This is a genomic window from Castellaniella defragrans (assembly GCF_014203015.1).
GTDB lineage: Bacteria > Pseudomonadota > Gammaproteobacteria > Burkholderiales > Burkholderiaceae_B > Castellaniella > Castellaniella defragrans.
Window position 1 is genome coordinate 114,472 of record NZ_JACHIB010000010.1, and the last position, 14,398, is coordinate 128,869.

At 71.4% G+C, this 14,398-nt stretch carries 7 protein-coding genes; 1 reads left to right on the top strand and 6 read right to left on the bottom strand.

All coding sequences use genetic code 11. The features are described from left to right. Window positions 1-8: 8 nt before the first annotated feature. Window positions 9-3,647, bottom strand: coding sequence for a YhdP family protein (locus tag HNR28_RS09855; protein ID WP_151023804.1), 3,639 nt, complete (start codon window positions 3,645-3,647; stop codon window positions 9-11). A gap of 101 nt (window positions 3,648-3,748) precedes the next feature. Here HNR28_RS09855 and glnE point away from each other — a divergent pair, with 101 nt between their 5' ends. Further along, window positions 3,749-6,508, top strand: a complete 2,760-nt coding sequence (gene glnE / locus HNR28_RS09860; RefSeq protein WP_151023803.1) for a bifunctional [glutamate--ammonia ligase]-adenylyl-L-tyrosine phosphorylase/[glutamate--ammonia-ligase] adenylyltransferase — start codon at window positions 3,749-3,751, stop codon at window positions 6,506-6,508. A gap of 113 nt (window positions 6,509-6,621) precedes the next feature. Here glnE and HNR28_RS09865 read toward each other — a convergent pair whose 3' ends face one another. The 5 genes from HNR28_RS09865 to HNR28_RS09885 all read right to left on the bottom strand — a co-directional run bounded on the left by HNR28_RS09865 (window position 6,622) and on the right by HNR28_RS09885 (window position 14,337). Then, window positions 6,622-7,464, bottom strand: coding sequence for an ABC transporter ATP-binding protein (locus tag HNR28_RS09865; RefSeq protein WP_151023802.1), 843 nt, complete (start codon window positions 7,462-7,464; stop codon window positions 6,622-6,624). Then, on the bottom strand, window positions 7,461-9,158 hold the full coding sequence (locus HNR28_RS09870; RefSeq protein ID WP_151023801.1) for a cyclic peptide export ABC transporter: 1,698 nt from the start codon (window positions 9,156-9,158) through the stop codon (window positions 7,461-7,463). The genes HNR28_RS09865 and HNR28_RS09870 overlap by 4 nt, the downstream gene beginning before the upstream one ends. Beyond that, entirely contained in the window at window positions 9,145-11,154 is a 2,010-nt protein-coding gene (gene fhuB / locus HNR28_RS09875) for a Fe(3+)-hydroxamate ABC transporter permease FhuB (protein ID WP_151023800.1), read from the bottom strand. The genes HNR28_RS09870 and fhuB overlap by 14 nt, the downstream gene beginning before the upstream one ends. A 4-nt stretch (window positions 11,155-11,158) precedes the next feature. After that, window positions 11,159-12,049 carry an ABC transporter substrate-binding protein gene (locus HNR28_RS09880; RefSeq protein ID WP_244978260.1) on the bottom strand — a complete coding sequence of 297 codons (891 nt, stop codon included), beginning with the start codon at window positions 12,047-12,049 and terminating at the stop codon, window positions 11,159-11,161. An 86-nt stretch (window positions 12,050-12,135) separates the two neighbouring features. Continuing rightward, on the bottom strand, window positions 12,136-14,337 hold the full coding sequence (locus HNR28_RS09885; protein WP_151023798.1) for a TonB-dependent receptor: 2,202 nt from the start codon (window positions 14,335-14,337) through the stop codon (window positions 12,136-12,138). Window positions 14,338-14,398 lie beyond the last annotated feature (61 nt).

Consider the following 14,398-nt stretch of genomic DNA (forward strand, 5'->3'; position numbering starts at 1 on the left):
CCGGCCGTTCAGCCGCCGCCGGCGTCCTGGACGCCCGCCTCGGTGGGGATCTCCGTGACCTTGGGCTCGTCCCAGGTCCCCGTCACCCGGTAGCGCGCCGTCATGCTCTTGGCCAGCGGCGCCTTCAGCAGCCATTGCGTGACGAAGGCGCCCAGGCCGACCAGCGGATTGACCGCGATGCCGGCGGCCAGGGCCGCGCCGCTGACGTCCAGGTTGGGCACGATGACGGCCTGCATGTCCAGGGTCTCGTGCAGGATGTCGGTGCTGCCTTCGAGCAGGATGGTGCCCACCGGCCCGATCACCTTGTAGTCGCTGATCTTCACCTTGCCCCGGTCCAGCTCCAGCGCGCTGCGCAGCTGGTCGAAGGGAAAGCCGTCCTGCGGCAGGCCGGCCAGTCCGCGGTCCAGCTTCGTGAGCCGGGTGATGGACTGCAGGGACAGGAACTCCAGCAGCTTGGCCGTGTGCGAGCCGATCTTCTGGAAGCGCCCCTTGTCCAGCTCGATCCGCAGGCTGCCGCTCAGGTCCGCCTTTTCGCGCGTCCAGGGCAGGTTGCGCCACTGGAACCGCCCATTGAGCGTGCCCTCGCCGCCCGACATCACGTCCTTCCAGCCGGCCCGGTCCATCCAGGCGCCCAGGCTGCGCGCCTGGACCGAGGCGTTCAGTTCCAGCCCGCGGTCCGCTCCGCGCAGGCGCCAGATGCCCGACCCGCGCAGGCGGGCATCGTCGTCGCCCAAGCGCAGGTTGTTCAGCTGCCAGACGTGATGGGCGCCGTCGCGCACGCCTTCCAGGGACAGGGCGCCCATCGAGTGCCCGTACAGGCGCAGCTCGTCGGCCTGCAGCACGATGCCCGGAATCTCCAGGTCGTCGTCGAACGAGGCGTCCTCGTCGGACCCGGCCTCGGGCAGCAGGGAGCCGGCGTCGTTCGCGTCGTCGCCCAGGCTCAGGCGGGCGAAGCGCGCCGACATGCGCCCCAGCACGCGGCCGTCGCGCTCCTGCCACTTGAGGGTGCCGCTGCTCTGCTCCGAGCGCAGGTTCATCGACCACTGCTCCTCGGGCGAACGCACCACCCGCAGCACGGCCTGGTCCAGGCGCGTGCCCAGCAGCCGCAACTGGTCGGCCTGGATGCTCAGCAGGGTCAGGTCGGGCCACAGCGGCCGGCCGGCTTTGCGCCGCGCGCCGTTGTCGCCCCCGGCCCCGGCCCCGGTCCCGGCTCCAGCCCCGCCGCGCCGGGGGATGGAAAACTCGTCCACGATGCGGTTCCACAGGTCCAGGTCGAACAGCGGATAGGCGACCTCGACCCGCAGGCCGTCCTCGTCGGCGTCGGCGGCGCGCCCCACCCCGACGGACGCGCCCTGGAAATAGGGCCCGCCGCGGGTCTTGCGCTCGTGCCGCAGGTCCAGGCGCAACGCCTCGCCGTACTGCGCCGTCAGCCGGTCCGAGCGGGAGTCGGCGTCCGACCACTGGATGCGCAGCGTCCGGGCCTGCTCGGCCGGCTTGGCCAGCGGCGCGGGAAAATCCAGCGCCAGGCCGCGGGTGTCGGACTCCAGGACGAAGGCCGTCTCGTGCCCCCGCCTGCGCAGGGTGGCCCGATAGTCCAGCGCGCCTTCGAGCCGCCGCATCCCCGGCACGCCCACGTAGTCCGCCAGCGCCCGGGCGCCGATGCGGCCCTGCAGGTCCAGGCCGGTGTCCTGCGGCCCGCCCAGGCTGCCGCCGATCTTCACGTCCCCGCCCAGCAGCCGCGCGGCCAGGGGCCGGGCGATGCGCACGCCCTGCTCGCTGAAATGCAGCTGCCCGTCGATGGCCTGGAAGGCCGGCGCGTGCGGCAGGAACTGCAGGCTCGCCTGGCGCAGGTCCACGCGCCCCTGGACCTGGGTGTCCTCGCCGTGCAGCAGGGGGATGGTCAGGGACAGGGGCACTTCCCAATCGCCCCCGGCGCTCGCCTCGTCGAACACGCCGTCCAGCAGCGCGGCCAGCGGCGAGTGGCGGATCAGCGCCATGTAGGCCTCGCCGGAGGCGGCGGTCCGGCCCGAGACCTGCAGGGTGGAGTCGTGCTCCAGGTCCGGAATCCGGGCCTTCACCCCCCACAGGGCGATCTCGTGGCCGGAGTCGGGGCGCATCCGCGCGGTGGAGGCCGTCAGCCGCAAGTCGGTGCGATGCAGGTCCAGCGTGCCCGCCACGTCTTCCAGCAGCGGCCAGGCCTCCTTCTGCGGCGCCCCGGGCACGAACTCGATGCGCGCGCCGCGGAAGTTTCCCTGCAGGCGGAAATCGCCCGCCTGCGGCTGCAGGCCGAAGGGGAATTCCGTCAGGTCGCCCTGCAGCCGCCAGCGGGCGTCCACGACCTCGCCCGCGTGCAGGCCGCCCGCCAGCCACTCGCGGGCCTCCGGGCTGACCTCGAGCGGCAGGTAGCGGTGGACCGCGTCCAGGCGGGCGCGGGCGATCGTGCCCTGGAAATCGACCTGGCCGGCGGGTCCGCCCGACCGCCAGGTCCCCGCGCCCCGCAAGGCGATGTCGGGATTGCGCCAGGCCAGCTCTTCCAGGTTCAGGGTCCAGGCGTCGGCATGGCGCAGCCGGCCCCGGATCTCCAGGAAGCCCAGGGACAGGGGCTGGGCGAACAGGGCCGGCACGGTGCCGCGCGCGCCCTGGGAGCGCACCTGGAAATCCAGGCCGTCGGGCATCGGCTCGCCCTGGCCCAGGGCCTGCCACTGGTCCAGCGCGCCGGCGGCCCAGATTCCGGCCCGGGGCATGTCCAGCGACAGGCCCGAGTCCGCCGCCCAGCGCACGGCATCGGTCCCCAGCAGCAGGGTCAGGCGGGGCCGCCCGCGCCGCGTCTGGACCCAGGCCTGCGCCTGCACGCCGCCCTGCAACAGGGCGTCCGGCAGCTCCACCCAGGGACGCCAGGCCCGCGACCGGACCGGCCCGACCCGCAGCCAGGCCTGCCAGTCCGAGGGCAGGCGGCCGTGCGCCAGCCCGTCGGGATCGGCCAGTTGCGCGCGCAGGTCCAGCCGGGCGTCGGCCGCGTCCGGCACCCGGGCGCTCAGGGACACGCCGAGCGCGCCCCCGGCTTCGCGGGCCAGCACGGCCTCGACGCCTTCCAGGCGCAGTTCGGGCGCCGCGCGCGCCTGGTCCACCCAGCGCAGGGTCGTGTCGAGAAAGGCGATGCGGGGCTGGGCCAGCAGCCATCCCAGGGCGGGCGCGCCGCCGAGGTCCTGCGTCCCCCCGAGATCCAGGATCTGGCCCAGCAGGCTGAGGCGCCCGTCCGGCAGCCGGTCCAGCGTCAGGTCCATGCCGCGCACCCGCAGGTCCAGCAGCCCGCGGCGGCCCGGCAGGGCGGCCCGCCAGTCCAGCCGGACGCGCGCCTCGGGCAGGGTCAGCAGGTCGCGGCCGTCGGCGGCCCGCAGGCGCGTGCCGCGCACGTCGAATTCGGGTTTCCAGCCATGCCAGCGGACCTGGATGGGGCCCAGTTCGACCTGGATGCCCAGCGCCTGGGACAGCCGCGCGTCGATGCGGGGACGCCAGGCGTCGATCTGCGGCAGCACGGCATAGCGCAAGGCCAGCAGCGCGATCCCGAGGCAGAAATACAGGCCGACGGCGACCGCCAGGAGCCGGCGGCCCCAGGAGGAGCCACGGCGTGAAATGGATTGGCGCATGCCACCTTTTGCAGTATGTTAGGAACCCTTTGGAAACCTCCGGAACCCGCCACGCGGCCGCCGCCGCGCCGAGCCGGTCCCGCCCACCGCAGGCCGTCCCCATGTCCGAGACCATTATATTCAAGCCCGCCCTGCAATGGTCCGGCGCCCTGCGGCGCCATCTCACGGCCCACCCGGAGCAGGAATCGCGCCTGGCGGCCGACGCCGCCCAGCCCGTCACCCGCAAGACCCTCACCGACTGGTACGCGGAGCTGCTCGGCCCCGGCGCCACCCGGCCGATTCCCCAGGCGGACCTGCGGCGCGCCCTGCGGCGGCTGCGCGCCCGGGTCTTCGCCACGCTGACGGTGCGCGACGTCGCCGGGCTGGCGCCCCTGCACGAGGTCGTGGCGGCCATGTCGCAGCTCGCCGACCTGGCGGTGGGCGAGGCCTACGCCTGCGCCATGCACACGCTGATGGAGACGCACGGCACGCCCCGCCATGCCGACACCGGCGCGCCGCAGGACATGCTGATCCTGGGCATGGGCAAGCTGGGCGGCAAGGAGCTGAACGTCTCCTCGGACATCGACCTGATCATGCTCTACGACGCCGACGGCGAGACCGACGGCCGGCGGCGCATCAGCAACCACGAGTTCTACGGCAAGGTCTGCCGGCTGATGATGCCGATCCTGTCGGAGCCCGACGCTGACGGCATCGTCTTTCGCACCGACCTGCGCCTGCGCCCGGACGGCGACGGCGGGCCGCTCGCCTGGAGCCTGGCGGCGCTGGAGAACTACCTGGTGGTCCAGGGGCGCGAATGGGAACGCTACGCCTGGCTCAAGGCCCGCCTGATCCCCTGCCCGCTGTTCGACGAGGCGGCCTTCGCCGCCCAGGCGCGCGACGTCGAATCCCTGCGGCGGCCCTTCGTGTACCGCAAGTACTTCGATTTCGACGCGCTCTCGGCCCTGCGCGGCCTGCGCGAGCGCATCCGCATGGACTGGCAGCGCCGCGCCCAGGCGCGCAAGGGCCTGGACACCCGCCACAACATCAAGCTGGGCGAAGGCGGCATCCGCGAGATCGAGTTCGTCGTCCAGCTCAACCAGCTGATCCGGGGCGGCCGCCAGCCCTCCCTGCAGCAGCGCAACCTGCTGGCGGCCCTGCACAAGCAGCGCCGCGCCGGCATCCTGGACGAGGCCCAGGCCGCCGGCCTGGAGGCCGCCTACGTCCACCTGCGGCGGGTCGAGCACATGCTGCAATACCGCGAGGACGAGCAGACCCACCTGCTGCCGCGCACGGACGAGGGCATGGCGGCCCTGGCCCGGGCCATGGGCTGCACGGATGCGGCCGGCTTCCTGGCCGAGCTGGACCGGCACCGCGCCTGCGTCTCGCAGTGCTTCCGCGACGCCTTCCGCATCGCCGGCATGGGCGGCGATGCGCAGGAGCCTGAAGCCCCGCAGGCCGAGCCGCCGGAGGCGGCGCTGCCGGACAGCCTGGCCGACGCCATGCAGGCGCGCATCGACGCCCTGCTCGACAGCCACCGGATCCGCAGCCTGCCGCGCGCCAGCCTGCAGCGCCTGCACGCCCTGCTGCCGGGCCTGACCCGGGCGGCGGCGCGCACCGACGATCCGCTCGTCGCGCTGCAGCGGCTGCTGAACCTGGTGGAGCACATCGCCCAGCGCAGCGCCTACCTGGCGCTGCTCGCCGAATATCCGGAAACCCTGGCCCGCGTGGCGCGCATCGTCCAGGCCAGCCCCTGGGCCTCGGAATACCTGACCCGCTACCCCCTGCTGCTCGACAGCCTGATCGAATGGCGCAGCCTGATGCAGGCGCCCGACTTCCCCGCCCTGGCCGAACAGCTGCGCAGCGACCTGGACGCCTGCCTGCTGCCCGACGGCCAGCCCGACGTGGAGCAGCAGATGAACCTGATGCGCGACGTGCAGCACCAGATCACCTTCCAGCTGCTGGCCCAGGATCTGGAGAACGTCATCAGCGTCGAGGGGCTGGCCGACCATCTGTCGGCCCTGGCCGACCTGATGCTGGCCGAGGCCATCCGCCGGGTCTGGCCCCAGGTGCTGCCGCGCGAACGCCGCGCCGACCCGGGCGAGCCGCGCTTCGCCATCATTGCCTACGGCAAGCTGGGCGGCAAGGAAATCGGCTACGCCTCGGACCTGGACCTGGTCTTCCTCTACGACGACCCGGACCAGGAGGCCGGCGAGCGCTACGCCAAGCTGGGGCGCCGGGTGGCGTCCTGGCTGTCCACCCTGACCTCGTCGGGCCGGCTCTACGAGATCGACCTGCGCCTGCGCCCGGACGGCGACGCCGGGCTGCTGGCCCTGCCCATCGACGCCTTCGAGCACTACCAGCTGACGCAGGCCTGGCCCTGGGAACACCAGGCCCTGACCCGGGCGCGCTTCGTGGCGGGCGACGCCGCCATCGGCGCCCGCTTCGAGGACATCCGCCGGCGCATCCTGCTGCTGCCGCGCGACCCCGAGGCCCTGCGCCGCGAGGTCCTGGCCATGCGCGACAAGATTTCCCAGGGGCACCCCAACCGCAGCGGCGACTTCGACCTGAAGCACGACCGGGGCGGCATGGTGGACATCGAGTTCATCACCCAGTTCCTGGTGCTGAGCCAGGCCGGCGCCCACCCCGAACTGCTGGACAATCTGGGCAACATCGCCCTGCTGGGCCTGGCGGCGCGCGCCGGCCTGATCCCCGGGACGCTGGCGGCCGAGGCGGCGAACGCCTACCGGGTCTTTCGCCGGCGCCAGCACGCGCTGCGCCTGCAGGGCGCCGACAAGGCGCGCGTGCCGCAGGCGGAATTCATGCGCGAGCGCGAGGCGGTGGGCCAGCTGTGGGAAGTGGTGTTGGGAGGGATGGATTCGTAAAGCTCATCGGCGCATCCATGCCCCCGGGGCGCAGGTCGCATTTTGGCGGCTCCGCCGGGGATGTGGGGGTGGGCTCCGACAGCGCCCCGGAGGCATGGACGCGCCGATCGACGTCATGCGCGCAGGCAGGCCACCCGATCGCCCGATGGGCCATGGACCATCACGTCCATGTCCACGTCGTAGATCGCCTTCAGCACCTCGGGCCGAAGCACATTTTCGCCGCTTCCTTGCGCGACGACGCGCCCCTGGCGCAGGGCCACGATTTCATCGCAATACCGGCCCGCCATATAGATGTCGTGCAGGATGATGACCACCCCCAGCCCGCGCGACCGGCACAGCTCGCGCAGCAGCGACAGGACTTCGACCTGGTGGCGGATGTCCAGCGCCGAGGTCGGCTCGTCGAGCACCAGCGCCCTGGCCTGCTGGGCGACCAGCATCGACAGCCATACCCGCTGCCGCTCGCCGCCCGACAGGGCATCGACGAAGCGCCGCGACAGTCCGGACACCCGCGTGATCGCCATGCTTTCCTCGACGCAGGCCCGATCGGCCGCGCCCAGCGACCTGAACGCGCCCAGCCAGGGATAGCGCCCCAGCGCCACCAGTTCCTCGACCATCATTCCCGCCGCCGCGGGAATGTCCTGGGGCAGGTAGGCCACTTCGCAGGCGAACCGGCGGGCCGCGATCGAGCCCGCAGGCCGGCCGCCGACCAGGAGCCGGCCGCACGACGGCTCCGCCTGGCGCGCCAGGATGCGCCCCAGGGTGGACTTGCCCGAGCCGTTCGCGCCTATGACGCCGATCATCCTGCCGCCGGAGAGGGTGAGCGAGACCGGATGGAGCACCGCCCGCCCGTCGATCTGGAATCCCACCTGCCTGGCTTCCAGCAATGCCGCCGCCGCGCCCGCCGCGTCGGCCGGCGGCGAAGAAGGCCCGGCCCGGCCCGCGCACCGGCGATTCATCGCACGAGCTCCGGCGCGGCCGCGTCCTCCACGATCCGGCCGTCGGCCAGATGGACGACCCGGTCGGCCACATGGAAATACCGGTCGTCGTGCGAAATGACGACGAGCGTACGGCCGCTGCGCTTGAGTTCGGGCAGGATCTCCGTGTAGAACACCTGGCGGAAGGCCGGATCCTGGTCCGCCGCCCATTCATCGAACACCAGGATGGGGCGCTTGTCCAGATAGGCATGCACCAGCGCCAGGCGCTTGCGCTGGCCCGTGGAAAGGTCCAGGGTCGAAAACCGCCCCGCTTTCAAGGACACCTTGTGGCCCAGCTCCAGGCGGTCCAGGTAGGCGGCAGCCTCGGCTTCCCGGCCCGGGCGCACGACCACGTCGTCGAACAGGTAATAATCGGAAAACACGGTGCCGAACAACTGCCGGTAATCATCCCGGTTGCCGGCCACCACGGGCTCGCCATCCATCAGGATCACCCCCTCCTGAGGGTCGTACAGGCCCAGCAGCAGCTTGATCAGCGTCGTCTTGCCGCTGCCGTTGTCGCCGACCAGAAACAGCATCTCTCCCGCACGGATCCGGAGATCGATGGGCCCCAGTGTGAACCGGCTGGCGCCCGGGCCTGCGGGATACGAATAGGCGACCCGCCGCATGTCAATCGACCGGGGAGCGCGGATTTCCCGGTTCTCCGTTCCCTGCCTGGACAGCCCCGACTCCGGACTGGAGAAGCGCAGCGAAAGCTCCGCCACCCGCCGCATCGCCACCTGGGCCTGCCCGAGCAGCGGCAAGGCGCCGATCAGCTGCGCCAGCGGCCCTTTCACATAGAGCAGCACGATCACGAAGCCCGACAGGGCCGGCGCGTCCACCGGCAGCCGGCCCTGCAGATGCAGCACCAGCCCGATGACCGCGAAGAACAGCACCGAACCGAACGCATTGGCGGACATGAAGACGCGCATGGCGCGCACCCGCAGGCTGCGGATCCGCTCGATCGTGACCATCAGCTGCGCGTCGCGCACGTGCCGGCGCCGCCGGCGGTCGATCCGCAGCTCTTTCGCCCCTTCGGTGATGGCGCGGTACTGCCCCTGCAGTTCGTCCTGGGCCTGCCGCGCGGCCTCGAAGCCGCGCCGCCCGAGCCGCCGGGCAAACGCGTGCGCCCAGCTGCCCAGCGCGATGGCGACGGCCACGATCAGGCACAGCGGCGGCGACAGCAGCGCCAGATAGGCAAAACAGCCCAGCGTGACGGCCGCGGCGATCGCCAGGCTGGAGAAACCGAATGTGAAGGTGCTGATCGTATCGATGTCCTGGTTCAGCACCGTCGTGATCCGATGCGCGCGGAAACGTTCGATCTCCGCGATGGGCGCCGACAGGATCCTCTGCGACAGGTCCGCGCGCAAACCCGCCACCACGTTCTGGCCCACGAGGCCGTTGCCCAGATCGGAGGCGATTTCTCCCGCGACGATCAGGACGCACAGCGCCGCGAACGACAGCAGGAGGTCCGCCGGCATTCCATCCGCCCGCACGCCCTCCGCCGCATGCAGCGCCCTGTTCACGGTCGCCAGCAGCCATGCGGTAGACAGCCCGCTCAACGCGCCCATGATCGTCGCGAACACCGCGACCTTCCAGAACGGGCGCAGCAGCCGCACGATCTCCCTGAGCAGCGATCGCTGCGATGGCGCGGGCGCCTCCGGCTCAAGCACAGTCATTTCTTCTCCATAACAGCCACAGGAAAAAGGGTCCGCCGATCATCATGGCGACCAGGCCGGCCGGCACCTGCCAGGGAAACGCCGCGACCCGCCCGACCCAATCGGCCAGAATCATCAGCGCCGCCCCCGCAAGGGCCGATCCGGCCAGGTCCAGGCCCGGCCGCCGCAGCCCCAGGCCCCGGACCAGGTGCGGTGCCAGCAGGCCCGCGAAGGTCAGCGGGCCGACCAGCATCGTGGCGCCCGCGGTCGCCACGGCGACGATCATCAGGAAATACGAGCGTGCCGCAGCGACGCGCACGCCCAGGGACCGCGCGGACGGCTCCGCCAGCGGCAGGATAGCCAGCCAACGCCGCGCCGCCACCGCCGGGAACAGGCTTGCCGCCAGCAGAAACACTCCCGGCCAGACCGCGGCCATCGTCGCATGGTAGGTGGACCCCGACATCCAGGTCAGCAGCATGAAGGCGCGCGGATCGCCGCTGGAGAGCAGGTAGGCGGCGCAGGCGGTGAACAGCGTGGACAGCGCGACACCCGCCAGCAGCAGCCGCTGCGGCGCGAAGCCGGAGTGCCAGTTCAGCGCCAGGATGGCGATCAGGCTGATCAGCGCGCCCAGGCCGGACGCGGCCAGCAGGCCCGCCGGATGCAGCGAATTCGCCAGGAGCAGCATCCCGACGACTCCCAGCGAGGCGCCCGTGGACACCCCCAGCACTTCGGGGCTGGCCAGGGCATTGCCCGTGAGCCGCTGCAGGAGGGAGCCCGCCATGGACAGCAGCGCGCCGGCGACGCCCGCCGCCATCACGCGCGGCAGCCGCCAGTCCCGCGCCACCGGCCATCCGTCCCCCCACGCCCAGGCCCAGCCCTGCGGCGTGCGGCCCAGCAGCAGGGCGACCGCCGCGCACGCGAGGCACGCCAGGGCGAACAGCGCCACCAGCCGGCGGGAAGCCGGCCGGTGGCGCAGGACCACGGAACCTTCCGAGGCGGGACGATCCGCCGAAACGATCCGCCGCCTGAGCAACAACCAGAGCAACAGCGGCGCCCCCACCAGGGCGCAGGCGCTGCCGGTGGGCACCTGGCCGGCGGCAGGTCCCGCCAGCTGCACGGCCTGATCGGCGGCCCATAGCAGCAAGGCGCCGATCAAGGGAGCAGCCGCCAGGTTCTGGCCGAAGGTGCGGGCTCCCAGCATGCGGCCCAGGTTCGGCGCCATCAGGCCGATGAAACCGAGCACGCCGGCGCCGGCCACGGTGACCGCGCTCAGGACCACCCCCAGGGCCATGGCGGCGAATCTCGTCGCCGGCACGCGCACCCCGAGCGACATGGCTCGCGCGTCGTCCAGCGATAGCATGGTCAGCGGGCGCCGCAGCGACACGACGCAGACCGCCAGGACGGCGAGCTGCGGGGCCAGGCGCCGGACGCCCTGCCAGCCATTCTGCACGAGCGATCCGGATTGCCAGATGAAAAGGCCGCTGAGCGATTCATGGTGGATCAGGGCAAGCACCGCGCCGGCCGCGCCGCACAGCGGCGAGACGATCAATCCGGCCAGGATCACGTGGATGACGGAGAACCGCGAACGCCAGGCCACGATCATGACCAGGGCGCATGCGGCGGCGCCCCCGGCCAGGGCCACGGCCTCCATCCCCCACGCCAGCAGCCCCGGCGCGTAGAGGACGGCGGCCGCCAGCGCCAGATACGCGCCGGAGGAAACGCCGATCATGGCCGGATCGGCCAGCGGATTGCGCAATGCCTGCTGGAACAGCACGCCCGCCAGGCCCAGCGCGGCGCCCAGCAGCCAGCCGATCACCAGGCGCGGCAAGGCCGCCTGGCCGAAGATCAGGCCGCTGACCGGGTCGGGCGGACGGCCCGCCAGAATGGATGGCCAGGACGACGCGGGCGCGGTCAGGGACAAGGTATGCGCGCTGAGCAGCAGCAAGGCGACCCCCAGCGCCGCCAGGGCCGTCCAGCGGACCGCGGGCCGGGTCGTCGACCAGGAAGACGGCGCCATGATCTCAGCCCGCGATGCCGCGCACGGCGTCGGCCAGGATGCGCGCGCAGCGCAAGGCCGATGGGATCCCGCCAAGCGGATAGAAGGCGGGAACGGCCGCGACCCGGCCAGCCGCCACCGCAGGCAGGCCCCGCCACAAGGTGCTGGCGCGCAGGTTCGCCTCGGCACGCCGGGTCCGGTCGCCCTGGTCCAGGTACAGGATGGCCGCCTCCGCGTCCGCAGCGAAGCGGGCGATTTCCACCAAGCTGTTGCCATAGAAGGACGTGGGCCCGCTCCAGGCGTTGCGCAGGCCGATCCGGTCCATGACCGCGTCCACCCAGCTCCCCTTGCCGTACACGAAGGCCTGTGAGCCGCGCTCATCCAGCACGGCGACATAGACCGGACGGCGCGGCCGCGCCGATACGGCCCGGCGCAGCCCGGCCAGAGCCTCGTCGAATCCGGCCAGCCGCTGCCTTGCTCCCTGCGCCTGCTCCGCCAGCCCGCCGGCCTGCAGCAGCAGTTCCCGGATCCTCGACCAGGGATCCCTGCGCTCATCGAAAACCACGGCCAAGTCCACCGGCGCGATCAGGGAAAACTGCGCCCGCATGCCCGCCTGCCAACTGGAAAGAAGGATCCGGTCCGGCCGGACCGCCGCCAGCAATTCCAGATTGGGCTCGTTGCGCATGCCCAGGTCGATCGTGGTGGCGGGCAGCGCGGGCTCCGGCAGCCAGCGGCGGTATGTGACCAGGTCCGGCACGGCGACCGGCATGCATCCAAGCCAGGCCAGGCTTTCCGCGGCGGCCCAGTCGATGCACGCCACCCTGGGAGCGGATCCGGCCATGGCCCGGTCCGGCACGCACGCGAGCAGCCCCTGCAGCGCCGCCAGCAGGCAGAAGCGCCGGCGTGCGCCCGGCAAGGGGAGCTGCGCCGGCAGGGGCGGCACCCCCGGCCCGGCCCGGCCGGATGCGGCTGCGCATCCGGCGTGCGCATGCGGCTGCGCCATCAATAGCTCATCGTCGCAGACAGCAGGTAGGTGCGCGGATTGCCGCGCGCCAATCCGTAGCTGGCCGAGGCAGCCGCCCAATAATCCCGGTCGAACAGGTTTTCCACACCGGCCCGCAACGTCACGTCATGGCCGGCGACACGCGTCCTGTAGCGCGCACCGACATCGATCCGGTCCCAGCTCGGAATCGACTGCGTATTGGCGGCGTTGTAATACTGGGACGCGGTATGGATGTAGCGGGTCGATACGGTCAGACCCGGAACATGCGGCACATCCCACTCGGCGCCCAGGTTGAGCTGGACATCGGGCACGCCCACCGCTTTGTTGCCATCGGCGGCGCCGCCCTGGGTCTTGACGAGCCGCCCGTCCATGAACGCCACGCCTCCGAGCAGCCGCACGCCTTGCGCCACCCGCCCGAAGGCATTGATTTCCAGTCCGCGATTGCGCTGTTCGCCATCCAGCCCATACACCCGGGTGACGGGATCCATGATCCCGCTGGGCTGCCGGATCTCGAAATAGCTGATCGATCCGCCGAATCCGTCCAGGTCGACCTTCGCTCCGATCTCATACTGCTCGGACTTGACGGGCGCGAACATTTCCCCCGAGTTGGCGGCTTGGGTCGGCGCGGTGGGCCCCTGGCTCAGGCTCTGGACGTAATTGGCATAGAGCGAGAGCGAATCCAGGGGCTTGACGACCACCGCGAAGGCCGGCGTATAGGCACCCTCGTCATAGCGACTGGCCCGCGCGCCGCTGACCGCGTTGTAGTTCGACGTGGTCACGTCCTGATGGCGGATCCCCAGCGTGAGCGCCAGCCGGTCGTCGAACATCGACAAGGTATCGGCCAATGCCATGCTGCTGAGCACGCTATGCGCCGTGCGCGGCGCCTCGTCGACGAAGCCGGCCAGGCTCGCGCCGGGCAGCGAGGGAGGATTGGCCAGATTGCCGGAATACGGCGAAGGCTGGGGCGTCTGCACCAGATTGCCCGATTCGATGTCCAGCGTGCTGACAGAAAGATTCAGCGTATGGCGCACCGGCCCCGTGACCACCCGGCCGGTCAGCCCGCCCAGGGCGGTCCAAGTATCCGAATAGTTCGGCTGGTAGTACTGCCTGGCCTGGTAGTCGCCCTGCCCGTTCTGCAGGTAGAGGAAGTTGTACAGCCCCAGGAAGCGGTTGCGCCGTCCGCCCGCCGTGAAATAGGCGGTCAGGTTCGGCATCAGATCGATTTCGCCATGCAGCATGCCGAATACGTCTTCCGACTTGGCGTAGTACCAGGGCTGCCCGAAACTCCGCCTCCCCGAAGGAGCGTTCGGGATGTCGAAATCGCCGGTCTGCGTATAGATCGGGCGGCTGGGATCATCGACCCGGAAATCCTGGTAGCCGACATCGGCCGACAGCCGCACGCGATCGCCGCGGTAATCCAGGCCCAGCGCCGCCGACCCGACGCGCTGGCTCTGGCCCTCGACAGCCGTGTCGCCACTCAGCCAGGAGCCGTTGAAGCGGATGCCCAGCTGGTGCTCCTCGCCCAGCCGGCGCCCCAGATCCACCGCCATGCCGAACTGGCCGCGCGAGGCATGGCTCGCCGTCACCTGGGCGATCGGTGCGTCGGTCGCCCGCTTGGTTACCAGATTGAGGGTTCCGCCCAGGGCGCCGAAAGGCGCCATCCCGTTGATCATCGCGCTGGGGCCGCGCAGCACCTCCACCCGCTCGAACATTCCGAGGCTGTTGGTCAGCTGGGGCGGCACGATGCCATAGACGCCGTTTACGGCGATATCCTGGCCCGACACGGCGAAACCGCGGACCGCGAACTGGCTGTTGTAGCTGCTGTCCGCCCACAAGGTCCGCACCGAGGCGTCGTTCTTCACGACGTCATTCAGGCTGCGCGCCTGCTGGTCCTGCATGACCTGCGCGGTGTAGCTCGTGACGCTGAACGGAGTATCCATGAAATCGGCATTGCCCAGCATGCCCAGCGACGCCCCGCGCGCCACCTGGCCGCCCGCATAGGCCGCGGGGAGCTCGCCCCGCAGCGTCTGCCTGGCGCCATGAACGGTGATGCCGGGCAGGGTTTCGGGTTCGCCCGCCTGCTGCGCGGCGCCGGCCGCAGACGCGGCTTGCCCGGCGTGCGCGGCCGCCCCCCAGCACAGGGCGAGGGAAGCGGCCACCATCGAGAGCACCGGCAGGCGCGAGGCGGGAGGAGGATTCATGGGCGGGGCTCCAGTCGGATTTCAGGAAAAGGATGAGGAAGAAGAATCTCAAGAATGAGAA